The organism is Klebsiella indica (assembly GCF_005860775.1).
GTDB classification, from domain to species: Bacteria; Pseudomonadota; Gammaproteobacteria; order Enterobacterales; family Enterobacteriaceae; genus Klebsiella; species Klebsiella indica.
On sequence record NZ_VCHQ01000014.1, the window covers coordinates 94420 to 119083 of the forward strand.

23 protein-coding genes are annotated in these 24664 nt (G+C 56.2%); 14 read left to right on the forward strand and 9 right to left on the reverse strand.

All coding sequences use genetic code 11. The features are described 5' to 3' along the window. Nucleotide 1: 1 nt before the first annotated feature. Both rfaF and rfaC read left to right on the forward strand, forming a co-directional pair. Nucleotides 2–1060, forward strand: a complete 1059-nt coding sequence (gene rfaF, locus FE839_RS11620) for an ADP-heptose--LPS heptosyltransferase RfaF (RefSeq protein ID WP_138360965.1) — start codon at nt 2–4, stop codon at nt 1058–1060. Nucleotides 1061–1063: 3 nt separating this feature from the next. Then, nucleotides 1064–2035 carry a lipopolysaccharide heptosyltransferase RfaC gene (rfaC, locus tag FE839_RS11625; protein WP_138360966.1) on the forward strand — a complete coding sequence of 324 codons (972 nt, stop codon included), beginning with the start codon at nt 1064–1066 and terminating at the stop codon, nt 2033–2035. Nucleotides 2036–2215: 180 nt separating this feature from the next. Here the strand turns inward: rfaC and FE839_RS11630 are convergent, their stop codons facing one another. After that, entirely contained in the window at nt 2216–3178 is a 963-nt protein-coding gene (locus FE839_RS11630) for a polysaccharide deacetylase family protein (RefSeq protein WP_138360967.1), read from the reverse strand. A gap of 111 nt (nt 3179–3289) precedes the next feature. On the opposite strand from FE839_RS11630, the gene rfaQ reads away from it, so the two are divergent. The 7 genes from rfaQ to coaD all read left to right on the forward strand — a co-directional run bounded on the left by rfaQ (nt 3290) and on the right by coaD (nt 10222). Next, on the forward strand, nt 3290–4366 hold the full coding sequence (gene rfaQ / locus FE839_RS11635) for a putative lipopolysaccharide heptosyltransferase III (RefSeq protein ID WP_138360968.1): 1077 nt from the start codon (nt 3290–3292) through the stop codon (nt 4364–4366). Then, a complete protein-coding gene (locus FE839_RS11640; protein ID WP_138360969.1) occupies nt 4363–5490 on the forward strand; it encodes a glycosyltransferase family 4 protein in 1128 nt (375 codons plus the stop codon). Before rfaQ ends, FE839_RS11640 begins: the two co-directional genes overlap by 4 nt. Before the next feature lie 2 nt (nt 5491–5492). Continuing rightward, nucleotides 5493–6587 carry a glycosyltransferase gene (locus FE839_RS11645; RefSeq protein WP_138360970.1) on the forward strand — a complete coding sequence of 365 codons (1095 nt, stop codon included), beginning with the start codon at nt 5493–5495 and terminating at the stop codon, nt 6585–6587. A 29-nt stretch (nt 6588–6616) separates the two neighbouring features. Continuing rightward, nucleotides 6617–7606 (forward strand): glycosyltransferase, encoded by a 990-nt coding sequence (locus FE839_RS11650; protein ID WP_138360971.1) that lies wholly within the window; start codon nt 6617–6619, stop codon nt 7604–7606. 92 nt (nt 7607–7698) lie between these two features. Further along, entirely contained in the window at nt 7699–8973 is a 1275-nt protein-coding gene (gene waaA, locus FE839_RS11655; RefSeq protein WP_138360972.1) for a lipid IV(A) 3-deoxy-D-manno-octulosonic acid transferase, read from the forward strand. Then, entirely contained in the window at nt 8973–9749 is a 777-nt protein-coding gene (locus FE839_RS11660) for a glycosyltransferase family 2 protein (protein ID WP_138360973.1), read from the forward strand. The genes waaA and FE839_RS11660 overlap by 1 nt, the downstream gene beginning before the upstream one ends. Then, nucleotides 9746–10222 carry a pantetheine-phosphate adenylyltransferase gene (gene coaD, locus FE839_RS11665; RefSeq protein ID WP_138360974.1) on the forward strand — a complete coding sequence of 159 codons (477 nt, stop codon included), beginning with the start codon at nt 9746–9748 and terminating at the stop codon, nt 10220–10222. The genes FE839_RS11660 and coaD overlap by 4 nt, the downstream gene beginning before the upstream one ends. A 118-nt stretch (nt 10223–10340) precedes the next feature. Here the strand turns inward: coaD and FE839_RS11670 are convergent, their stop codons facing one another. From FE839_RS11670 to FE839_RS11685, 4 genes are all read right to left on the reverse strand, one after another. Further along, nucleotides 10341–12056 (reverse strand): AsmA family protein, encoded by a 1716-nt coding sequence (locus tag FE839_RS11670; RefSeq protein WP_138360975.1) that lies wholly within the window; start codon nt 12054–12056, stop codon nt 10341–10343. Nucleotides 12057–12201: 145 nt separating this feature from the next. Continuing rightward, nucleotides 12202–13593, reverse strand: coding sequence for a nucleobase:cation symporter-2 family protein (locus FE839_RS11675; RefSeq protein ID WP_138360976.1), 1392 nt, complete (start codon nt 13591–13593; stop codon nt 12202–12204). A gap of 433 nt (nt 13594–14026) precedes the next feature. After that, complete coding sequence (glpK, locus tag FE839_RS11680; RefSeq protein ID WP_138360977.1) at nt 14027–15538, reverse strand: glycerol kinase GlpK; 1512 nt, start codon at nt 15536–15538, stop codon at nt 14027–14029. A 21-nt stretch (nt 15539–15559) separates the two neighbouring features. Next, entirely contained in the window at nt 15560–16420 is an 861-nt protein-coding gene (locus FE839_RS11685; protein WP_138360978.1) for an MIP/aquaporin family protein, read from the reverse strand. A gap of 444 nt (nt 16421–16864) precedes the next feature. Here FE839_RS11685 and zapB point away from each other — a divergent pair, with 444 nt between their 5' ends. The 4 genes from zapB (at nt 16865) to FE839_RS11705 (ending at nt 20725) form a co-directional block, all read left to right on the forward strand. Continuing rightward, nucleotides 16865–17110, forward strand: a complete 246-nt coding sequence (zapB, locus tag FE839_RS11690) for a septal ring assembly protein ZapB (RefSeq protein WP_171034868.1) — start codon at nt 16865–16867, stop codon at nt 17108–17110. 148 nt (nt 17111–17258) lie between these two features. Then, a complete protein-coding gene (locus FE839_RS11695; protein ID WP_138360979.1) occupies nt 17259–18248 on the forward strand; it encodes a sulfate ABC transporter substrate-binding protein in 990 nt (329 codons plus the stop codon). Nucleotides 18249–18418: 170 nt separating this feature from the next. Then, the gene (locus FE839_RS11700) at nt 18419–19174 is read left to right on the forward strand and encodes a CDP-diacylglycerol diphosphatase (RefSeq protein ID WP_138360980.1); all 756 of its coding nucleotides are present in this window, start codon (nt 18419–18421) and stop codon (nt 19172–19174) included. Between the two features lie 246 nt (nt 19175–19420). After that, entirely contained in the window at nt 19421–20725 is a 1305-nt protein-coding gene (locus FE839_RS11705) for an SLC13 family permease (protein ID WP_138360981.1), read from the forward strand. Between the two features lie 58 nt (nt 20726–20783). Here FE839_RS11705 and tpiA read toward each other — a convergent pair whose 3' ends face one another. Further along, complete coding sequence (gene tpiA / locus FE839_RS11710; RefSeq protein ID WP_138360982.1) at nt 20784–21551, reverse strand: triose-phosphate isomerase; 768 nt, start codon at nt 21549–21551, stop codon at nt 20784–20786. 108 nt (nt 21552–21659) lie between these two features. Beyond that, entirely contained in the window at nt 21660–22259 is a 600-nt protein-coding gene (locus FE839_RS11715) for a DUF1454 family protein (protein ID WP_138360983.1), read from the reverse strand. Nucleotides 22260–22371: 112 nt separating this feature from the next. On the opposite strand from FE839_RS11715, the gene FE839_RS11720 reads away from it, so the two are divergent. After that, nucleotides 22372–22800, forward strand: a complete 429-nt coding sequence (locus FE839_RS11720; RefSeq protein WP_138360984.1) for a DUF805 domain-containing protein — start codon at nt 22372–22374, stop codon at nt 22798–22800. Here the strand turns inward: FE839_RS11720 and fpr are convergent, their stop codons facing one another. Together fpr and glpX are read right to left on the reverse strand one after the other, a co-directional pair. Further along, entirely contained in the window at nt 22801–23547 is a 747-nt protein-coding gene (gene fpr / locus FE839_RS11725) for a ferredoxin--NADP(+) reductase (RefSeq protein ID WP_138360985.1), read from the reverse strand. A 95-nt stretch (nt 23548–23642) separates the two neighbouring features. After that, entirely contained in the window at nt 23643–24653 is a 1011-nt protein-coding gene (gene glpX / locus FE839_RS11730) for a class II fructose-bisphosphatase (RefSeq protein ID WP_138360986.1), read from the reverse strand. Nucleotides 24654–24664: the final 11 nt, after the last annotated feature.

Consider the following 24664-nt stretch of genomic DNA (forward strand, 5'->3'; position numbering starts at 1 on the left):
CATGAAGATATTGGTGGTGGGCCCGTCTTGGGTGGGCGACATGATGATGTCGCAAAGTCTGTATCGCACGCTCAAGGCGCGCTATCCCCAGGCGATAATCGACGTGATGGCGCCCGCGTGGTGTCGTCCGTTGCTGTCACGTATGCCGGAAGTTAACGAAGCGATTCCGATGCCGCTCGGTCATGGCGCGCTGGAGATCGGCGAACGACGTAAGCTGGGACACAGCCTGCGCGAGCGTCGCTACGATCGCGCTTACGTGCTGCCGAACTCGTTTAAATCCGCTTTAGTTCCTTTTTTTGCCAATATCCCGCTGCGCACCGGCTGGCTCGGCGAGATGCGCTACGGCCTGCTAAACGATGCCCGCAAGCTGGATAAAGCGGCCTGGCCGCTGATGGTTGAACGCTATGTGGGTTTAGCCTACGACAAAGGGGTGATGCGCTCGGCGAAAGACCTGCCGCAGCCGCTGCTCTGGCCGCGACTACAGGTTCATGAAGGCGAGAAATCACAAACCTGTAGCGCGTTCAATATCTCAGCAGATCGGCCGATTATCGGCTTCTGCCCCGGCGCGGAGTTCGGCCCGGCGAAACGCTGGCCGCACTACCACTACGCAGAACTGGCAAAACAGCTTATTGATGACGGTTATCAGATCGTTCTGTTCGGTTCCGCTAAGGATAACGACGCGGGTAAAGAGATCGTTGCGACGCTGAGCAGCGAGCAGCAGGCATGGTGCCGCAATCTGGCCGGGGAAACTCAGCTTGAGCAGGCCGTTATCCTGATTGCCGCCTGCAAAGCGGTGGTCAGCAACGACTCCGGCCTGATGCACGTCGCAGCCGCGCTGGACCGCCCGCTGGTGGCGCTTTATGGTCCGAGCAGCCCCGACTTCACGCCGCCGTTGTCGCATAAAGCGCGCGTTATCCGCCTGATTAGCGGCTACCACAAAGTACGTAAAGGCGATGCTGCCGAAGGTTATCACCAGAGCCTGATCGATATTACCCCACAGCGCGTACAGGAAGAGCTAAATGCGCTGTTGCTGGAAAAAACGGAACAAAAGGAAGCGTAGCGGATGCGGGTATTAATCGTAAAAACCTCGTCCATGGGCGACGTGCTGCACACGTTGCCCGCGTTGACCGATGCCGCGCAGGCCTTTCCTGGTATTCGCTTCGACTGGGTGGTTGAGGAAGGTTTCGCCCAGATCCCTTCCTGGCATGAAGCCGTCGACCGGGTTATCCCGGTGGCGCTTCGCCGCTGGCGCAAGGCGTGGTTTTCCGCGCCAGTTAAAGCTGAGCGCAGGGCCTTTCACGACGCCATACAGGCGGAAAAGTATGACGCCATTATTGATGCTCAGGGGCTGGTGAAAAGCGCCGCGCTGGTGACCAGACTGGCTCGCGGCGTGAAGCACGGCATGGACTGGCAGACCGCGCGTGAACCGCTGGCGAGCCTGTTTTATAACCGTCGTCATCATATTGCTAAAGCGCAGCACGCCGTTGAACGCACCCGCGAGCTGTTCGCCAAAAGCCTCGGCTATACTCAGCCGCAAAGCCAGGGCGATTACGCCATCGCCCAACATTTTTTGCGCCAGGATGACACCTCTGCCGCGCCGTATCTGGTGTTTCTTCATGCCACGACCCGCGATGATAAACACTGGCCGGAAGAGAACTGGCGGGCGCTTATCGCGCTGCTGGCCGACAGCGGTCTGATAGTGAAGCTGCCGTGGGGCGCGCCGCACGAAGAGGCGCGGGCCAGACGGCTGGCGGAAGGGCACGATTTTGTCGAGGTGCTGCCGCGTATGAGTCTGGAACAGGTCGCTCAGGTGCTGGCTGGCGCGCGCGGGGTGGTTTCCGTCGATACCGGACTGAGCCATCTCACCGCCGCGCTCGATAAACCGAACTTCACGCTGTACGGCCCGACCGATCCGGGATTGATTGGCGGCTACGGTAAAAATCAGTATGTGGTGCGCCCTGAAAGCGGTAACAGCACCGGGGATATTGCCGCTTCTCAGGTGCTGCAATTGTTGCAATCTCAGGGGCTGGCTTAATGGCGTGATGATTTACGCTGCCTGGCGCTACATGTATTGACAACATCATCTGTATCGCCAGCGCTAACGCCGTAACCTGTCGGACAAGAGGAAACGGCCACGCTGGTTAATCTGAGTGACATGAGGAATAGCCAGCAGAACGCTGTGCTGCTGATTACACCGATGCCGGGCCACGAGCTTTTATCGCTGCGCGTATTTCTGTTGGTAGTATTCCGCCAGCGTCATCCCCTTCACCTGCGGCGCCAGCCAGCTGAAAAACGCCTCCAGATCGGCGTATAAGCGCTCGATATCCTGCTCGTTCTTAAACGTCGGGCTGCCGCCAGGCATGTACTCGGAAGAGTGCAGCATATATTCGACGTAGTCATTGCCCTGCGCCAGCGTCTGCTGAACAACGTTCTTCATCGTCTCGACGTTGCCGCCCATCGGGCGCAGCCAGTGTACCGACGGGGAGCGCACTTTACCGCGCAGGCGGTCGTAACCCTGTTTCAGGCTATTCATCCACGCCGAATGCTTGAACTGAATGCTCATTGGCACTTCAAGCAGCGGCGAGTGGCCTTCGCGGCTGATATCATTTTCATCAAGGAAGTAGGCATGCTGGGGGAAGCGGCGATAATCGGTGCCGCCGTCGCCCTGCGGCGCGCCTTTGGCGGTTTTCCAGTTCACCCGCGGCGTTACCGAGCAATCCACCTGATAACCATACTCCACCAGCAGACGCGCGTAGCGCTCATCAAATGCCCAGCGTCCGGCGCGGTGGCTGACCATTTTGGTCTGGAAGGTGTCCTCCAGCAGTCGGGTCATATAGTCGACTTTTTCACGCATCAATGCATCGCTGTACTCGATCAAATACGGTTTATGCCGCCAGTCGTCATCGGTGAGCGGATCGGTCGGCGGACTGTTCCAGGCATGAAGATGCATACCGATTTCCGCAGTTCCCCGGGCGATGACATCTTTGGCGAATTCGATATACGCGGGATCGATGGCCATCTCATAGTTGGTCAAATATACCGGTTTGAAGCCATACTTTTCGCAAAGCTGCTGAAAACGCGGTAAATAGCGTGCATTCTCGGTGGTGATGCTGTCATGTTTTTGCCAGAGGTTGTCGCCCTCTGTATCAATCGTGATGAGAAATGCGGGTTTGTGCACGAAAACGTCCTCAGGTCATACCTATCGGCTCATGGTAGAGCAAGACAACGCTTCTCTCAATCTATCTGATCCCCTAGAATTGGAACCTTGATCCTGAATGAAGAACAGAGCATGACGCCTGAAACCCGCACTTCCGGCCGCGTGAACCCGGCGCGAATCCTGGTCATTAAGCTTCGCCATCATGGCGACATGTTATTGATAACGCCGCTTATTCATGTGCTAAAACAGCAATATTCCACCGCCTGTGTGGATGTGCTGCTTTATGAAGAAACCCGGGATATGCTGGCGGCAAATACCGATATCAACCACATTTATGGCATTGACCGGCGCTGGAAAAAACAGGGAACCGCGCATCAGCTTAAGATGGAGTGGCGGCTTATTCGCACCCTCCGCCAGCAGCGCTACGATATGGTGTTTAACCTTGCCGATCAGTGGCCCAGCGCGATCATCAGCAAACTGACCGGCGCGGCGACCCGTATCGGTTTTGACTTCCCAAAGCGTCGGCATCCGGCCTGGCGTTTTTGCCATACCGCACTTGCTTCCACGCAGCAGCATAATCAACTGCATACGGTTCAGCAGAATCTGTCGATTCTGGCGCCATTAGGGCTGAATATTGACGATGCGCCGGCAAAGATGGGCTACAGCGAGCAGGACTGGGCCACCAGTTGCGCGCTGCTACCAGATGGGTTTCAGGACCGCTACATTGTGATTCAGCCAACCTCCCGCTGGTTCTTTAAGTGCTGGCGAGAAGAGCGTATGAGCGCATTAATTAACGCCCTCTCTGCGGCGGGTTACCGGGTGGTGCTGACTTCCGGGCCGGACGCCAAAGAGAAGCAAATGATAGCGACCATTATGGCGGGCTGCCCCGATGCCCGTCTGCACTCCCTTGCCGGGCAACTGACCCTGCGCCAGCTGGCGGCGCTTATCGCTCATGCCCGCCTGTTTATCGGCGTCGATTCCGTACCGATGCATATGGCCGCCGCGCTGGGCACGCCGCTGGTGGCGCTGTTCGGCCCCTCCAAACTCACCTTCTGGCGACCCTGGCAGGCGCGGGGCGAGGTGATCTGGGCGGGGGATTTCGGCTCCATTCCCGATCCTGATGATATCGACACCGACACAGACGAACGTTATCTCGATTTAATTCCCACCGACGCGGTTATCGCGGCGGCGAAAAAGGTACTGGCATGAGTAAATTCAGGCTGGCTCTGGTACGCCAGAAATATCGCCCGGATGGCGGCGCGGAACGCTTTGTCTCCCGCGCGCTGGAAGCCCTCGACGACAGTGACCTTGAACTGAACGTCATCACCCGTGAGTGGCAGGGGCCGGTGAAACCGGAGTGGAACATTCATATCTGCAACCCGCGCAAATGGGGGCGGATCAGCCGCGAGCGTGGATTTGCCGAAGCCGCGCGCCAACTGTGGCAGCGCGAGTCTTTCGACCTGGTGCAGAGCCATGAACGCATCCCCGGCTGCGATCTGTACCGCGCCGGAGATGGCGTACATCGTCGCTGGCTACAGCAACGCTCGCGCATTTTACCCGGCTGGAAAAGCCGCCTGCTGTTTGCTGACCGCTATCATCGCTATGTGATGCAGGCTGAGCGCGAAATGTATCTGGATTCGCACCTGCGCGGCGTTATCTGCAACGCGGAGATGATTAAACAGGAAATCATTGAAGACTTCGGTCTGCCGGCGGAGAAAATCCACGTTATCTATAACGCTATCGATAATCAGCGTTTTCTGCCGCCTGCGGAAGCTGACTTTGCCGCGCTGCGCGCCAAATGGGATCTTCCGCAGCAGGCGACCTGCCTGATCTACGTGGGCTCCGGGTTTGAGCGTAAGGGGCTGGATGCGGCGATTCGCGCCATCGCCCCCACCGATCGCTACCTGCTGGTGGTCGGTAAAGATAAAGAGCAGAAGCGTTACCAGCAACTGGCGAAAACCCTGGGCTGCGAGGCGCGGGTCCGCTTTTTCGGTATGCAGTCGGAAACCCTGCCGTTCTATCAGATGGCCGACGGTCTGCTGCTGCCAACGCTGTACGATCCGTTCCCTAACGTGATCCTTGAAGCGATGGCCTGCGGTCTGCCGGTGATCACCACCACCGGCTGCGGCGGCGCGGAATTTATCGTTCAGGGGCGTAGCGGTTATGTTTGCGATGCGCTGGATATTCCGGCCCTGCGGGAGTCGGTTATTGCGCTCCCCGCCCGCGCTTTAGGTTCGGCAGAAGGCGAATGCGCCCGCGAGCGTATCATGGCCTGCACCAGCGAACGCTTATCGGCGCAGTTGCTCTCCCTTTATCAGGATTTGGTGAAATAACAATGCGCATACTGTTTGTCATCGACGGTCTGCCGGGCGGCGGCGCGGAAAAAGTGGTGTTGACCCTGGCGGAGCAGTTTCTCAGCGAGGGCGAACAGGTCTCGCTATTTTCCCTGCGCGACGTCTGCGATTATCCGTTGCCGGAAGGCCTGGATTATCAGGTCATCGTTGACCGTTGCCGCAAACCGTGGCGCAAGCTAACCGAGCTTTCCCGACGCGCGCGCCAGCTTGATGCGGCAGTGGAGAAAGCGGAACAGCAGGGGCGTTTCGACCTGGTGCTCTCGAATCTGCATAAAACCGACCGTATTGTCCGCCGCAGTCGACTGTTGCGCGGGCGTAACCTCTGGTTCTGCCTGCACGGTATGTTTTCCGCTTCATATCTCGGCCATCGTACCGGCTTCGATCGCTGGATAAAGCAACAGAAGATCAAGCGCGTTTACCAGGGGCGCAACATCGTTACCGTCTCTGATGCGGTTGGCAGGGATCTGGTGGAACAGTTCGCTATTCATCCCGCCCAGTTGAAAACTATTTATAATCCGTTTGATATCGTCGCCCTGCGCGCCGCGGCGGCAGAAGCCAGCGAACGGCCTGAGGGTGACTATATCATTCACGTAGGACGCTTCCATCCCGGCAAACGTCACGATCGGCTGATTGAAGCCTATGCGCAGAGTGGTATTGATGCGCCGCTGGTGCTGTTGGGGCAGGGGAAAACGGAGCAGGAACAGCGCCTGCGTCAGCTGGCGCAGACGCTGCAGGTTGGCGATCGCGTCCTGTTTAAAGGCTTCCAGAAGAACCCGCTGCCGTGGATTAAAGGCGCGCGGATGCTGGTGCTGAGCTCCGATAGCGAGGGCTTCGGCAATGTGATCGTTGAGGCGCTGTTGCTGGAGACGCCGGTCGCCAGCACCCGCTGTCCGGGCGGCGTGAGCGAAATTTTAACCGGCGGGCTATCGCGCGGTCTGGCGGAGCTGAACAGCCAGGCACTGGCTCAGACGATGCAAAGCATTTACCATAGCCCGCCTGCCATCGACGTATCGGCGCTGGAAAAATTTAGCGTCGCGTCGATTTGTCAGCAGTACCGTCAGTTGCGCAGCGTCTGACGCCGTTATTTAACCAGGACGAATGAGTGATGAGTCAAACGCCTTTGTTGAGCATCGTGGCCGCCGTTTATAACGGTGAAAAATTCCTTGCGCAATTTTTTGCGTGTCTTGAGCAACAGCAACTGGAAAGCTATGAGCTGATCCTGGTGAACGACGGTTCGACGGACGGCAGCCTCGGGGTTATTGACCAGTGGAAAGATCGTCTGCAAAACGTGAAGGTGCTGGAGCAGGAAAATCAGGGCGTTTCGGTGGCGCGTAATACCGGGCTTGCGGTGGCCGCCGGTAAGTACCTGGCCTTCCCGGATATTGACGATAAGTTTTACCCTGGCATGTATCGTACCCTGCTGGAGATGGCGGAAAAGGGCAACCTCGACGTAGCGACCTGCAATGGCCGCTACGTCTACGAGACGAAAAAAGATATCCACCCCATTTTCCCGCCCGACCGTCTGCGGTCTACCGGCGTGTTGCCCGGCCACGCGTGGTTAAAGCAGGCGCTGGATTCACGCAAGTTCCTGCATGTCACCTGGCTGAATATCTACCGTCGTGCATTTATCGCTCAGCACAACTTTCACTTTGAGCCGGGTCTGCGCCATCAGGATATTCCCTGGACCACGGAAGTGTTGCTGGCGGCTGAACGGGTGCAGTACACCAGTGAGCCGTTCTACGATTACTATATTCATTCGCAATCGGTGTCGCATAAGCCGGATAACGACGATACGCTGATGCGCTCGGCGCGCCACTATATGAAGATTCTGGAGATGCTGGAGATTATCAACCAGCGTTATCCGGATAAGGTTCGCGATATTTCCGCCTGCCGCTGGCAGATAGCCAAAGAGGGGCTGGGAATTATCCATACCTTCGATAGCATGAAAGATGAGGCAAAAAAACATATTATCGTTAAAGAATTTTTTGAGCGCGGCATCTGGCGTCTGATCTGGAAAAACGCCCGTACGCCGCGTTTACGCTGGCGTCTCGGGCGCCGCTATCTGCGCATCAGGCGCTATCGCGACGCGGCTTAATACAGAATCCCTTCGTTTCTGCCAAAGAGATAGCTTTACGCGGGGTAAATGCTTAGAATTTGCCCGCAAAAACATAAATACGGATAAATCGCTTGGAATTGCTTTATACCGCCTTACTCTACCTTATTCAGCCGCTGGTGTGGCTGCGGTTGCTTTTACGCAGCCGTAAGGCCCCTGCCTATCGTAAACGCTGGGCGGAGCGTTATGGCTTCTGTCAGAACAAGGTAGAACCGGATGGCATTTTGCTGCATTCCGTTTCCGTAGGCGAAACTCTGGCGGCTATCCCGCTGGTACGCGCGTTACGCCATCGTTACCCCTCTCTGCCGATTACTGTCACTACCATGACCCCAACCGGTTCGGAGCGAGCGATGTCCGCTTTCGGTAAAGACGTGCATCACGTCTATCTGCCTTACGACCTGCCCGGTGCGATGAATCGTTTCTTCAATACTGTACAGCCGAAACTGGTTATCGTCATGGAGACCGAGCTATGGCCGAATATGATCGCAACGCTGCATAAGCGTAAAATCCCGCTGGTGATCGCTAACGCCCGTTTGTCCGAACGTTCGGCGAAGGGTTATGCCAGACTGGGCAAATTTATGCGCCGTTTGTTGAGCCGCATTACGCTTATCGCCGCGCAGAATGAAGAAGATGCAAACCGCTTTATTAGCCTGGGTCTGAAGCGCAATCAACTGGCGGTCACTGGGAGTCTGAAATTCGACATCTCGGTGACGCCGGAGCTGGCCGCACGCGCCATTACTTTGCGTCGCCAGTGGGCGCCGCATCGCCAGGTCTGGATTGCCACCAGCACCCACGACGGCGAAGAACAAATTATTCTCCAGGCGCACAGAAAGCTGCTGGAGACCTTCCCCGGTCTGCTGTTGATCCTCGTCCCTCGTCATCCGGAGCGCTTTATCGACGCCCGCGAGATGGTGCGCAAAGCGGGGATGAGCTACACCCTGCGCAGCACCGGTGAGATTCCCTCTGGCAGCACTCAGGTGGTGATTGGCGATACCATGGGGGAACTGATGCTGCTGTACGGCATTGCCGACCTTGCGTTTGTCGGCGGTAGCCTGGTGGAACGCGGGGGCCATAATCCGCTGGAGCCCGCTGCCCACGCAATCCCGGTGCTGATGGGCCCGCATACTTTCAATTTCAAAGATATCTGCGCCAGGCTGCAGCAGGCCGACGGCCTGATTACCGTCACCGACGTCAGTTCTCTGGTGACGCAGGTGTCTAACCTGCTGACGGATGAAGACTACCGCCTGTGGTATGGCCGCCACGCGGTGGAAGTGCTGCACCAGAACCAGGGCGCGCTCTCCCGTCTGCTACAGTTACTGCAACCCTATCTGCCACAGCGGAGCCATTAATGTCGCCTCGACTTTCGGTCGTGATGATCGCCAAAAACGCCGCAGATCTGTTGCCCGATTGCCTGGCGTCGGTAAACTGGGCCGATGAAATCATCCTGCTGGATTCCGGCAGTAGCGACAATACGGTTGAATTAGCCCGCAGCCTGGGCGTGCAGGTTCATATCAATCGCGACTGGCAGGGCTACGGAATTCAGCGTCAGCGGGCCCAGGAGTACGCCTCCGGCGATTACGTACTGATGCTCGATACCGATGAGCGCGTCACCCCAGAGCTTGCGCAAGCTATCCGCAGCGTGCTGGCCGCACCGCAAACCGGCGCGATATACAGCATCGCCCGGCGCAACTATTTTCTTGGCCGCTTTATGCGCCACAGCGGCTGGTACCCTGACCGCGTGATGCGCCTGTATCAACGCGAGCGTTATCGCTATAACGATAATCTGGTACATGAATCTCTCGACAGTAAAGGCGCGCAGGTCGTTGAACTTTCCGGCGACTTACTGCATTTAACCTGCCGTGATTTTTCCGCCTTTCAGCAAAAGCAGTTAGCTTATGCCGCCGCCTGGGCGCTGGAGCGTTACCAGAAAGGTAAAAAAACCTCGTTGGTTGCGATCTTCGGCCATACTCTGGGAGCATTTGTGAAAACGCTGCTGCTGCGCGGCGGAATTCTGGATGGCAGACAGGGCTGGCTGCTGGCGGTGGTCAATGCGCAATATACGTTTAATAAATACACCGAGCTGTGGGCGCTAAGCCGCGGCTACTCGGAGAAAGTGTCATTATGAGCACAAAAGCGATCTATCCGGGAACCTTCGATCCTGTCACTAACGGCCATATTGATATCGTCACCCGTGCGGCCAGCATGTTTGATAAAGTCCTGCTGGCGATCGCCGCCAGCCCGAGTAAAAAACCGATGTTCACCCTCGATGAGCGGATTGCGCTGGCAACGCAGGCCACGGCGCACCTGGTCAACGTTGAAGTTATTGGCTTCAGTGATTTAATGGCTAATTTCGCCCGCGCGCAGCAGGCGAATATTTTAATTCGCGGTCTGCGGGCGGTAGCGGATTTTGAATATGAGATGCAGCTGGCGCATATGAACCGGCATCTGATGCCAACGCTGGAAAGCGTTTTTCTGATGCCGTGCAAAGAGTGGTCGTTTATCTCATCATCGCTGGTCAAAGAAGTCGCGCGCCACCAGGGCGATGTCTCCCACTTCCTGCCCGCTAACGTACACCAGGCACTGCTGAAGAAGTTGTAGGTCGCCCCTCAATTTGCAGGCCGTTCACAGGCTGAGGATATAACCGATGTCCTCGTAATGGCGGTGAACGGAACAGTCCGCCGAACAAAAACAGGCGAAAAGAAAATCCCCCTCGCATTTAAGGCGTGGCAACTGTTGGAGCTGAAGGCTCCTGAGTCGTAGTGACGTCTCCATTGCGCATTATCTGCGCAACCTGCTGCTTCTCCATATTGATCGCACTAAGCTGGCCGTTGACGGTTGGCTTCAGCGACGCATCGGCCAGGACGCTGCCGGTAGCGGTCAACTGGAGATTACCGTCGCCGGAAATCGGCAGCGCCGGCCAGCCCCACGCCTGTAAAATATTTAGCGGCACGCCGCGGCCATTCAGACTTACATTAACTTGTCGCTGCGGGAGCTGTGAGACCACCGCTGTGGCCTGCAAAATGCCGCGTTCAGTAAAGGCGCTGAGTTCGTTAATGTTCACCGTTGAGGCGTTTGCGCTAAGCTTCAGCGATGGACGGCGGACGTCGATACGATTAAAGGTGGCGGCAGCGGCGTTCAGCGTCGCACTGCCGTTCCATATGCCCCAGCTGCGGTTTTTCACCAGCTGTAGCTCGCCGCCGTAGCCATCAAGGGCGGTAATCTGCCACGGGAATGTCGGTTCAACATCAATAATCAGGTTACGGCTGGCGCTAAATTTTTTCAGCGTCAGGCTTTGCAGCCACTCCGGTAGTGGTTCCATCCACAACTGCTTCCAGTTGGCGGGCAGGGTATATTCGAGACCCGCGAACGCGGTGTCATCCAGCACCAGGGCACGGTCGGCGCGCAGCCAGTTGCCGGACGTGCGCACCATCCCTCCCTCCCAGCGCGAGGTGAACTGGCGCAGGGCGAGGCCCTGCGGCGAGAAACCGGCGTTGAGAATAGGATCGAGAAAATGCAATGAGCCGTAAATAAATTCGTCGGCATTCATCGACAGCGCACCATCCTGGCTTTGCCAGTCGCCGTGATTCAGGGCGAGGTTGCGCAGATTTAGATCGAGGTTGGTGACCGCCCAGCCAGGCCCCTGCAGGCTGGCGTCGGTGATATCAATACGACCAATTTGCAGCGAAGGAAGGGTGCCCAGTGGCGCAAAAAAGTCGGCAAGCGATTTATTGCTTTGCAGGCGGATCTCGTTGAGGCGTAAATTATTGACCTGCCAGCTACCGTCGGCGCTACGTTTCGCCGTGCCGGTGAGTGTGCCGCGCGCAACATCCGCTCCGATGGTTGAGAGCGTCACTTCCCCGTTATCAATATTGCCCTGAATCAGCACATTGCTGGTTTCAATCCCGTTGAGCGTCATTGATCCGGCGCTCATCTGAATCTGTGTTTTCTTGCCAAGGACATTACCGGCTTCCGGTACCCATGGGCTGACGCCGCCGGTGACGCGTTGAGCGCTGAGATCCCAGTCGCTTTCCGGGCTGTTGAACGCCATGTTGCGCAACTGCAGACGGTCCGCAGCAAACGGCAGTGCCGCGGAAGACGGCGAGAAATTGAGCGTGCCGTTACTGAGAACAATATCGTCAGCGTGCAGCGGGTTGCTAAACTGGCGACTGCTAAAACCGATATCCACCGTTTTAGCAACCAGCGTGGCGGGTTTGCCGTCGCGACCGAGGGTGACGTTTTGCAGCCGCAGGTGCAGGGGCGAGGAGAAATTATGCTCCATCTTGTCGAAGGAGACCTGCCAGCCAGTACCGTCGCTTAGCCAGGCGCTGGCCTGGCGCGCCCCCCAGCGGGTTTGCAGCAGGAAATAAGCGGCGATAACCGCCACCAGCAGGGCAATCAACAGCCAGAGAATCAGCTTTTCGAGAAATTTCATGGTCTTCGATCCTGAGCGAGGCATATAAGGCTGTTATGCCCGAATTATGCACAATCCTCAAGACAGGAATTGTGTAATGAGATGATGTGGCGTTGATGATACTCGCGCCCCGACCATCAGTATGTGGCCGGGGCACCAGACAGGATCAGTTTTTTTCTGGCGGGAAAATCAGATTCAGTATAATTGCCGTGATACCACCGGCAGCGATACCGGAAGAGAGCAGATTCTTCAGCCAGTCAGGGGCGAACTGCAGGATCAGCGGCTGTTGGGAGACGCCAAGACCGACGGCCAGCGACAGGGCGATAATCAGGATTGCGCGGCGGTTCAGCGGCTCGCGGGAAACAATACGCACGCCGGAAGCGGCGATAGTCCCGAACATCACCAGCGTTGCGCCGCCGAGTACCGGCTCAGGAATATGCTGTACGAAACCGCTTACCGCCGGGAACAGACCGAGCACGATCAGCATCAACGCCACGACGAACCCGACATAGCGGCTGGCGACGCCGGTCAGTTGGATGACGCCGTTGTTCTGGCCGAAGCATGAATTGGGGAAAGTATTGAACACCGCAGAGACAAACGAGTTCAGACCGTTTGCCAGCACGCCGCCTTTCAGGCGTTTCATATATAGCGAACCGGAAACCGGCTGCTCGGAGACGTCAGAAGTGGCGGTGATATCGCCGATGGTTTCCAGCGAGGTAATCATAAATACCAGCATCAGCGGCAGTAGCAGGTTCCAGTCGATGCCCAGCCCATAGTAAAGGGGGGTTGGCACCATAATCAGGCTGCTTTCCGTCGGGGCGCTATTGGTCGGCAGCATACCCAGGAACCATGCCGCCAGATAACCGGCCGCCATCGCGATAACCAGGGAAGCGATGCGCAGGTACGGATTGCGTTGGCGGTTAAGGATAATAATCAGCGCCAGGACGATACCTGCCAGTAGCAGATTTTTCGGCGCGCCGAAGGTGTGATCGGCCATCGCCCCGTAGCCGCCTCCGATGGAGGTCAGGCCAACCTGAATCAACGACAGGCCGATAATCATCACCACCACGCCGGAGACCAGCGGGGTAATGATACGGCGTGCGAGGTGCAGCACGCGGGAGAGTACCATTTCCGTGCAGCTGGCCAGCATCAGCGTACCGAACAGCGCGGCCATCATGGTCGGCACATCGGCGCCGCCGGTTTTCAGCGCGGTCCCCCCCATAATGAGCGGCGCGACAAAGTTAAAGCTGGTGCCCTGAATAGAGAGCAACCCGGAACCAACCGGGCCCCAGGCCTTAATTTGGATAATTGACGCCACACCGGAGGCGAAGAGGGACATGCTGATGATGTGTTGTGTGTCCTGAGCAGGAAGGCCCAGAGCCTGGCAAATTAACAGCGCCGGGGTGATTACCGCGACAAACATCGCCAGCAGGTGCTGGAAAGCGGCGAATAACGTTTGCGGTAACGGCGGGCGGTCTTCAAGCCGATAGATCAATTCGCTGGTTTGCTTATGCGCAATCGGTTGCGCATTTTCTGGCTCTGCGGTATTCACGGACATCACAACAATCCCAAAAGTGGCAAAGCAGGAATTTTATCGGACTGCCGGTCAAAAGCAAACGTTTGCCAATGTTTCATCGGTAAATATTGCTACAGGGGAAATACGCTAATTTATTGTTAACACTTTGCATCATTGATCGCAGCAGTATCCCGACAAAATATCTTTTTTTGTCACTTTTCTCTGCTCTTCTGATGAAAAATTCTTCCTGATTTCTCGGGATCGGCCATCCGGCGCCTTGCGGTGTGCGAATGCATTCGGTGTCGATAAGACGTCGTTCCGGTCAGTGAGAGGACTGTCTGGACGTTGATGATCATAAAAACAGCGTATTGCAACCGAATCCGGGCAGAAAAAGCCCGGATTGGCGAGGTATGCCCGTCCGGGCCTGGGTGATTACCCTGCCAGCGGGCGAGAGTGGAACTCACCCGCGACAATATTACCCCTCGTCGTGCTCTTCCCACGCCAGGGCGCGTTTTACCGCTTTCTTCCAGCCGCTATAGCGATAGTTACGCTCGGTGGTTTCGATCCCCGGACGGAATTCGCGCTCAATAACCGCTTTTTCCTGCAGCTCATCCAGGTTCTGCCAGAAACCGACCGCCAGACCAGCCAGATAGGCTGCGCCCAGCGCGGTAACTTCACGTACTTCCGGGCGCTCCACGCGAGTGCCGAGAATATCGGACTGGAACTGCATCAGGAAGTTGTTGGCCACAGCGCCACCGTCGACGCGCAGAGCGTGCAGACGAATTCCGGAGTCTGCCTGCATGGCTTCCAGCACATCGCGGGTCTGATAAGCAATCGACTCCAGCGTCGCGCGAATAATGTGATTCGCGTTCACGCCGCGGGTCAGACCGAAAATCGCGCCACGGGCATACGGATCCCAGTACGGCGCCCCAAGGCCGGTAAACGCCGGTACCACGTACACGCCATTGGTATCTTTCACTTTGGTGGCGAAATATTCGGAATCGAACGCGTCGCTAATCAGCTTCATTTCATCACGCAGCCACTGGATGGAGGCACCAGCCATAAACACCGCGCCTTCCAGGGCGTAGTTCACCTCACCGCGGGGGCCGCAGGCGATGGTGGTCAGCAGACCATGCGTTGACGCCACGGCTTTTTCGCCGGTATTCATCAACATAAAGCAGCCGGTGCCGTAGGTGTTTTTCGCCATCCCTTCTTTAACGCACAGTTGGCCGAATAGCGCAGCCTGCTGGTCGCCCGCGATACCGGCGATGGGAATACGCGTGCCGCCTTTACCGCCAATATTGGTCTGGCCGTACACTTCGGAGGACTTGCGCACTTCCGGCAGCATGGCGCGCGGGATATCCAGCGCATCAAGCATTTTGTCGTCCCAGTCCAGCGTGTGGATATTGAACAGCATGGTACGTGAAGCGTTGGTGTAATCGGTAACGTGGACGCGCCCCTGGGTCATTTTCCAGATAAGCCAGGTATCCACGGTGCCGAACAGCAATTCGCCGCGTTTCGCGCGTTCGCGCGCGCCATCGACATGGTCGAGGATCCACTTCACTTTGGTGCCGGAAAAGTAGGGGTCAACCACCAGGCCGGTGGCCTTGCGGATGTACTCTTCCATACCGTCGCGCTTAAGCTGCTCGCAGATTTCAGCGGTACGACGGCACTGCCAGACGATAGCGTTGTAAATCGGCTTACCGGTCTCTCGCTCCCACACGATGGCGGTTTCACGCTGGTTGGTGATGCCAATCGCCGCGATTTGATCGGAGCTGATATCGGCTTTTGCCAGCACTTCTACCAGCGTCGAGCTTTGCGATGCCCAGATCTCCATTGGGTCGTGTTCAACCCAACCCGGGCGGGGATAGATTTGTTCGAATTCTCGCTGAGAGACGCTGACGATATTGGCATCGTGATCCATTACAACGGCGCGGGAACTGGTGGTGCCCTGGTCGAGCGCTACGATATATTTTTTGTCGGTCATAGTATGAGTCCCGTAGTCAGATTACAGCGAAGCTTTGTGTTGCGACGTTGAGTGTGAAGTGGTTGCTGCTTTTTCTTCGACTTCGACGACGCAGGTGTCGCAGGGGAGATGGCGGCCAATCAGCTTGCGGTAGCCGAACGCACCCAGTGCAGCACCGACCACTGGCGCACAGAGCGGCACCAGGAAATAAGGGATATCTTTGCCGCCAGTGAAGGCGATGTTTCCCCAGCCGGCCAGCCAGGCGAAGGCTTTTGGGCCAATATCACGCGCCGGGTTCATGGCGAAGCCGGTCAGTGGGCCCATAGATGCGCCAATAACGGCGATCAGCAGGCCGATCAACAGCGGGGCCAGCGGGCCACGCGGCACGCCATTACCATCGTCAGTCAGCGCCAGAATGACGCCCATCAGGATAGCGGTAATCACCATTTCTACCGCGAAGGCCTGCACAAAATTGATATGTGGATTGGGGTAAGTGGAGAATATGCCGGCCAGTTCAAGACTTTCGACGCTACCGCGCACCATATGGTGAGTATGTTCGAAATCGAAGAAAAGATTGTAATAAAGCCCGTAAACCAAAGCCGCAGCGCAAAAGGCGCCAGCGAATTGCGAAAAGATAAAAGGAACGACTTTACGACCATCGAAACAGGCGAACAGCCATAGCGCGATGGTAACCGCCGGGTTAAGGTGCGCCCCGGACACGCCTGCGGTCAGGTAAATCGCCATTGCGACACCGAGACCCCAGATGATGCTGATTTCCCATTGACCGAAGCTGGCCCCCGCGACCTTGAGCGCAGCGACGCACCCAACGCCGAAAAAGATCAACAACCCGGTACCGAGGAACTCTGCAATGCACTGGCCTTTTAGTGTTGATGTTTGGCTCATAATTGAATCCTGAAGCGTAATGATGGTTATTGTATGTCTGAAGGTCGCGGGCGACCACGCTGCCGTGTAGGCATAGTGTTAATTTATCGTTAACGAGCAAAAACGAGAAATATCGAAATTCAAATGTGTGTGCTGCGTCAAGAAAATGAGCGTTTTCGCGCTATAAACGGGTGTTCAGCCATTTTGCGGGAGCGTTTCACCGCTCAATTTTTTAACCTGAAGATTAACAATTATGAAAAAGTCGCGGGGAAACACAGTTAGCAGACCAGGTAAAGGCTGAAAAGTGTTGCAAACCGCAATCTGCGCGGCTTGCCGCTGGACAGTGACGGCGGGGCTTCATACAATCGACTACATCATTACTGTAGTGCGCTAATTTTCGTTAAGGCGTCAACGCGTATACGAAACGGACGGTTTCTATCAACGCCTTGCAAGTTCAGGAGAGGTATGACGATGTCATTAGAAGTGTTTGAGAAATTAGAATCTAAAGTTCAGCAGGCGATTGATACCATCACTCTGTTACAGATGGAAATCGAAGAGCTGAAAGAAAAGAACAACACGCTGGCGCAGGAAGTACAGAGCGCGCAGCACACCCGTGAAGAAATTGAGCGTGAAAACGGTCAGTTGAAAGAACAGCTGCAGGGCTGGCAGGATCGTCTGCAGGCGCTGCTGGGCCGCATGGAAGAAGTATAATGATTTCCCCCTCTCCCGTTTGGGAGAGGGTATTCCCCCCCGCTTTATATATTCACAAGTTATAGCAAATCTTTTTTTATTCTTTAATCATCGATTGGCTTTCTGGCACGCTTAACCCCTCACAACACAACACAAAGAGAGCGGTGCGATGAATAAATGGGGCGTAGGGTTAACTCTGTTGCTGGCATCCGCCAGCGTTCTGGCAAAAGATATTCAACTATTAAACGTTTCTTACGATCCGACGCGTGAGCTGTACGAACAGTACAATAAAGCGTTTAGCGCGCACTGGAAGCAGGAAACTGGCGACAACGTGGTGATTCGCCAGTCTCATGGCGGCTCCGGCAAACAGGCGACCTCGGTAATCAATGGCATTGATGCCGATGTTGTCACTCTTGCGCTGGCCTATGACGTCGACGCGATTGCTGAGCGCGGCCGGATTGATAAAAACTGGCTGAAACGCCTGCCGGATAACTCGGCGCCATATACTTCAACCATTGTGTTCCTCGTACGTAAAGGCAATCCCAGGCAGATTCATGACTGGAACGACCTGATAAAACCAGGTGTGTCGGTGATTACTCCGAACCCGAAAACTTCCGGCGGCGCGCGCTGGAACTATCTGGCGGCCTGGGGCTACGCTCTGCATCATAACAATGGCGATCAGGCTAAAGCTCAGGCGTTCGTGAAAGCGCTGTTTAAGAACGTTGAAGTGCTGGATTCTGGCGCGCGTGGCGCAACCAACACCTTTGTCGAGCGCGGCATTGGCGATGTGCTGATTGCCTGGGAAAACGAAGCCCTGCTGGCGACGAGCGCGCTGGGTAAAGATAAATTTGAAATCATCACCCCGAGTGAATCGATTCTGGCTGAGCCGACCGTTGCTGTCGTTGATAAAGTGGTCGACAAAAAAGGAACCCGCCAGGTGGCGGAAGCGTATCTGAAGTATCTCTACTCGCCGGAAGGCCAGGAGATCGCGGCGAAGAATTTCTATCGCCCACGGGACCCTGAAGTGGCGAAAAAATATGCCAGTGAGTTCCCGAAACTGAAGTTGTTCACTATTGATGATGTATTTGGCGGCTGGACTAAAGCCCAGAAAGAGCACTTTTCTAACGGCGGCACCTTCGATCAGATTAGCCAGCGTTAATTCTCTTAGTTTGTCCCCGGCGGCACCCTTGCCTGTCGGGGAGCGACGTTCATGCAGCGTGGCGGTTTTGCCGCCTCACCGCCGGAAAAGGATTCCGTAACTCTCTTCTGTTTTCATTTAGTCATTAAACTGCGCTACTCTTCCGTTTCCGGTCGAGACAGGAAAACATAATGCGAAGAGTACGGTATCTTTTATTAGCGTTGCTGGTTGTGGTTCTGGCGGCGATTGCTGGCGGTTATCACTGGTTCCATTCCGGCAATCCTGACGCGTTGCGTCACATTGTGCTGCAACAGTGCGTCCCTGACCAACAGCAGAATCATAATCCTGCGCCCTGTGCGGAAGTGAACCTGAAGGCTGGCTATGTTCTGTTGAAGGATCGCAATGGTCCGCTGCAGTACCTGTTGATGCCGACTTACCGTATTAACGGTACCGAAAGCCCGTTGTTGCTTAACCCATTGACGCCAAACTTCTTCTGGCAGGCCTGGCAGAGGCGCGAAATCTTGAGTCAGCATCGTGGTTCCGCCGTATCGGATAATGTGGTCTCTTTGGCTATCAACTCACGCAGCGGGCGTACGCAAAATCATCTCCATATTCATATCTCCTGCCTGCGGCCTGATGTTCGAACGCAACTGGATAACGAAGCGTCCGCTATTAGCAGCCGCTGGTTGCCGCTGCCCGGTGGGTTAATGGGCCATAAATATCTGGCGCGTCGGGTTACCGAAACGGAGCTGGCGCAGCGCAGCCCGTTCCTGATGCTGGCGGAAGAGGTGCCGGAGGCGCGGGAGCATATGGGCCGCTTTGCGCTGGCAATGGCGAAACAGAGTGACGGATCGCTGGTACTGCTGGCGACCGAGCGTAATTTGCTGACGCTCAATCGCGCATCGGCGGAAGAACTTCAGGATCATCGTTGCGCGATCCTGCATTAACCCCGCGATATCCGCCATTTTTATGGCCTTCAGCATTGGGGGCCGCAAATTCATCGCGCACTTACCGCATGGAGGCGGTACGCATCAGGGACGCTGGTGAGAACGTAAGGGCGCATCCAGAAGTGGCCGCCAGATGAAAGTGGCGTGCTGATGGCTTGCTTATCTGGCTGGCATTACATCATCTCAAGCGTTTACCTGTCTTACTGGCTGGCGTATTCTTGCTGAAAAAAACGACAGGAGACAGGTATGTCACTCTGGTTGTCCCATCCTCTGTTCCTTCCTACGATTATCGTTGGTATCACTATTCTTCTTTGGGCGACTTCGCTGCTGCCGGAGTTTTTGACCGCGTTGCTGTTTTTTGCCGCCGCAATGATTGCCAAAATCGCTCCGCCGGATGTTATCTTCGGCGGCTTCGCCTCATCGGCTTTCTGGCTGGTATTCAGCGGCTTTGTGCTGGGGATCGCCATTCGCAAAACCGGTCTGGCGGACAGAGCGGCGCGGGCGCTATCGTCGCGGTTGACCAATTCCTGGCCGCTGATGGTTGGTAGCGTAGTGCTGCTCAGCTATGCCCTGGCTTTCGTTATGCCATCCAATATGGGGCGCATTGCGCTGCTGATGCCGATTGTTGCGGCGATGGCGAAGCGTGCGGGTATTGAGGATGGCACGCGCCCCTGGTACGGGCTGGCGCTGGCGGTTGGGTTCGGTACCTTTCAACTGTCCGCCACGATTCTGCCTGCCAACGTACCGAATCTGGTGATGAGCGGCGCGGCGGAAGGGTCATACGGTATCCACCTGAATTACGTGCCCTATTTACTGCTCCATACACCGGTGCTCGGCTGGTTGAAAGGGGCGGTGTTGATTGCGCTGATATGCTGGCTGTTTCCCGGGCAACCCCATCCGCCGAGCGATATGACGCCGCAGCCGCCAATGAGCCGTGACGAGAAGCGCCTGGCGTGGATGTTGGCGGCAGTATTGACGCTGTGGGTGACGGAGAGCTGGCACGGCGTCGGGCCAGCCTGGACCGGGCTGGCGGCGGCGGCGATCACGCTTCTGCCGCGGATCGGTTTTATTCGCGGCGAAGAGTTCTCCAGCGGGGTGAATATTCGCACCTGCCTCTATGTTGCCGGAATTCTGGGGCTGGCGATCACGGTGACTCAAACCGGTATTGGTCGTGTGATGGGGAATGCGTTGCTGCATATTATGCCGCTGGATCAAGAGAGCCCGTTCACCAGCTTTCTCGCATTGACTGGTATCACCAGCGCGCTGAACTTTATTATGACCGCTAACGGCGTGCCGGCGCTGTATACCACCTTCGCTCAGAGCTTTGCCGATGCCACCGGCTTCCCGCTGTTAAGTGTGATTATGATTCAGGTGCTGGGCTACTCTACGCCGCTGCTGCCGTATCAGGCGTCGCCGATTGTGGTGGCGATGGGGCTGGGAAAAGTCCCTGCGCGTGCCGGCATGCTGCTGTGTATTGCGCTGGCGGCAGTGAGCTATTTGATTCTGCTGCCGCTGGATTATCTGTGGTATCAGGCGTTGGGGAAATTGTAGCAGGATAAAAAGAACCCGGACGTTTTGTCCGGGCCATCTGTATTGTAACTATTGTATCTTACGCATTTTTTGCCGCTTCAGCGGCTTTAACGATCACTGCGAAAGCGTCAGCTTTCAAGGATGCGCCGCCAACCAGCGCGCCGTCGATATCCGGCTGGGTGAACAGCTCCGCCGCGTTGCCCGCGTTAACGGAACCGCCATACTGGATGATGACTTGCTCAGCCACTTTCGCATCGGCTTTCGCGATGTGGTCACGAATAAATTTGTGTACCGCCTGAGCCTGAGCCGGGGTAGCGGATTTGCCGGTACCGATTGCCCACACCGGTTCGTAAGCGATAACGGCGCCTTCGAACGCGCTCGCGCCCTGAGTTTTCAGAACGGCGTCGATCTGACGCGCGCACACTTCTTCCGTTTTTCCCGCTTCGTTTTCTGCTTCGGTTTCACCGATGCACAGTACCGGGATCAGCCCCTGTTCTTTCAGAACAGCGAATTTTTTAGCGATAAATTCATCGGATTCTTTGTGGTAGGTACGACGCTCGGAGTGGCCGATAATGATGTACTGAGCGCCGATGTCTTTCAGCATTGCGGCAGATGTTTCGCCGGTGAATGCGCCGGACAGGTTCAGGTCAACGTTCTGCGCGCCCAGGTGAATGTGGCTGCCTGCTGCGGCTTGTTTAGCCAGGTCGATGTACATCTCAGGCGGAGCAATGGCAACGGCACAGCCGGTTACGCCAGCCAGTTCGGTACGCAGGTTAGCGACCAGTTCGTTTACCATGTGGCGGCTGCCGTTCAGTTTCCAGTTACCCATCACTAAAGGATGTCGCATTTTTATTCTCCACGCTTTAAAGCGAATTAAGGAATATAGCCGCCCCCGCGGGCAGCATGGTCTGTGAAACAGTATAGAGATTCATCCCTGGAAAGGCTTTGCTTTTTGTCATTTATTGTTGTTTTCCAGCGTTTCAGATAGCGCCAGCTTAATCGGTTCAACAGCGAAGGTTAGCCCCTTTTCACCGTCGTCAGCCACAACATAGCGCACCGCGCCTTCGCTTTCCGTGAAATAACGCTTTCCTTTCCCTGCGGCCAGCAATTTTTGCAGCTTCTGCTGGCTTTGTATCTGGCTAAGCGTAGGCACGAAAGCGCGTATTACGGCACTCATATACTCCTGCGCTTTGGCTTTCGCCGCTCTTTGCTGCGGCCCCTCAATCGGCAGCCAGGTGATTTGCATTGATTTAATTTTGAGCGTCCCGCGCTCAAGGGCGGTAGAGGCGTAAAGGTTTTCGTTAATTTTGCTGGCGGCGCGGGTCAGGTTCGCCTGGTCCCGGCTGGAGGTAATGGCGCGAAATTCATTGAGTGGTAGATTTGGATTATTCGCGTTAAATTTTTCCCGAAACTCGCTGATGGAGGTATCAAAAACCGGCGAGCCCGGGAGAAGATAGGGCGCCGTGGTGGTGGACTCAGACCCGGCGGACAACGCTTCCGGGCCGACGGATAGCGCCGCCAGGCCAATAAAACATAAGGTTGTCCACTTCTTCATACCCATCTTTCCTTTTTTTGTCTGCAGATGATTAAAACGATAACCGCCGCGCTTGTCAAAAAGTCACTCCTCCAGGCTAAACTACGCCAGTGATGATCATAAGGAATAAAATATGTCCCTACAGCAGTGGCTATTCTCAATTAAAGGGCGGATTGGACGCCGCGATTTCTGGATCTGGATTGCTATCTGGATAATGACCATGAGCGCGCTGTTTACGCTGGCTGGCAGTAATCTTCTCAATTTGCAAACGGCGGCTTTTATTCTGGTGTGCCTGTTGTGGCCCACGGCGGCAGTCACCGTTAAACGCCTGCACGATCGGGGAAAATCCGGGCTCTGGGCGCTACTGCTGATTCTGGCGTGGATGCTGCTGGCGGGGAACTGGTCCATGTTGCCCGGCGTCTGGCAGTGGGGCGTAGGGCGGTTCATTCCGACGCTGATTATCGTCATGATGCTTATTGATCTGGGCGCATTTGTCGGCACCCAGGGGGCGAATAAGTTTGGTGCCGAGACGCTGGATGTACGCTGGAAAGCGGCGTCCTGACTACCAGTAGTGTTCGGCAGTCATATGGCCAGGGCGGCGACGCAGATGCTTGCGCATCTGCCGGGTCTCTTTCAGCAACTGCTGGGTGTCGCGCACCATCTGCGGGTTCCCACACAGCATGACGTGGCTGTTATCGGCATTCATCGGCAGGCCAACGGCCTCTTCCAGCGCGCCGGTTTCAATCAGGAACGGAATCCGTCCCGTCAGCATACCCGGCACGCTTTCCCGGCTGACAACCGGCTGAATGCGGAGTTTACCCGCATAGTGTGCTGCCAGCGCCTGCATCTGCGGCAGGTAGCTGAGGTCGGCGGCATACCGCGCCGCGTGTACCAGCACCACGTTTTTAAAGCGCTCCAGGTCTTTCCCCTCTTCCAGAATCGACAGGTACGGGCCAATCGCCGTACCCGTGGCTAACATCCACAGCGTGTCGCAATCCGGTACTTCGTCCAGCACAAAGAAACCGGCGGCCTCGCTGACAACCTGCACTTCATCTCCCGGCTTCAGCGCCGCGAGCCGTGGGCTGAGTTTGCCCTCCGGTACGGTTACCAGGTAGAACTCAAGATCAGGATTCCCGGGCGCGTTGACGTAGGAATAGGCGCGCTGCACGCGTTCACCGTCAACATCCAGCCCCAGTTTGGCAAACTGCCCTGCGGTGAATGGATCAACCGGCGCGTGAACGGTGAGGCTAAACAGTGCATCAGTCCAGTTCTGCACTTTTATCACTTTGCCTGTAACCCAGTTTGCCATAACGTCTCTCCTTTCAATCTTGTTAGCGTATCTTCACCGCGACGAGAGCAGATTTCCAGCCCGAAAAGGCCGGAAAGCTCGATTGATCAAATGATTTACAGGATGTGTAACTGGATATCCGGATCTTTGCGATCGAGATAATGAATCGACTGAATACGGCGGATGGTACGGGATTTTCCGCGGATGAGCAGCGTTTCGGTGGTGGCCATATTCCCCTTGCGCGTGATACCGTCCAGCAGATCGCCTTTGGTGATGCCGGTGGCGGAAAAAACCACATTGTCGCTGCGCGCCATATCGTCCAGGCGCAGCACTTTGCCCGTTTCAATGCCCATTGCCTGGCAGCGCTGCAGCTCGTTTTCGCCGATGCGGCGGTTCTCTTCGTTGTCGCCTTTTACGTGATGACGCGCCAGCAGACGGCCATTCATATCGCCGTCCAGCGCGCGAATCACCGCTGCGGACACCACACCTTCCGGTGCGCCGCCGATACCGTACATGACGTCAACTTCGCTGTCTGGCATACAGGTGAGAATGGATGCCGCGACGTCGCCATCAGGGATGGCGAATACGCGCACGCCCAGTTTTTGTAGTTCAACAATAACGTCATCGTGACGTGGTTTGGCTAAAATGGTGACCGTTAATTCACTTAGCGGTTTGTTCAGCGCGCTGGCGATGTTATGCAGGTTTTCCGCCAGCGGCAGGTTGAGATCAATAGCGCCTTTCGCCCCCGGACCGACAATCAGCTTCTCCATGTACATATCCGGCGCGTTGAGGAAACAGCCCTTATCGCCTACCGCCATGACCGCCAGCGCGTTGGCCTGGCCCATCGCCGTCATGCGCGTGCCTTCGATGGGATCGACGGCGATATCCACCGCATCACCGTTGCCGGTACCGACGCGCTCGCCAATATACAGCATCGGCGCTTCATCGATTTCGCCTTCGCCGATCACGATCGTGCCGTCAATATTGACCAGGTTGAGCATAATACGCATGGCATTGACGGCTGCGCCGTCGGCAGTGTTTTTATCACCACGACCCAACCATTTATAGCCCGCCAGCGCGGCGGCTTCGGTGACACGCGAAAATTCGATGGCCAGTTCTCGTTTCATAATCCACTCAT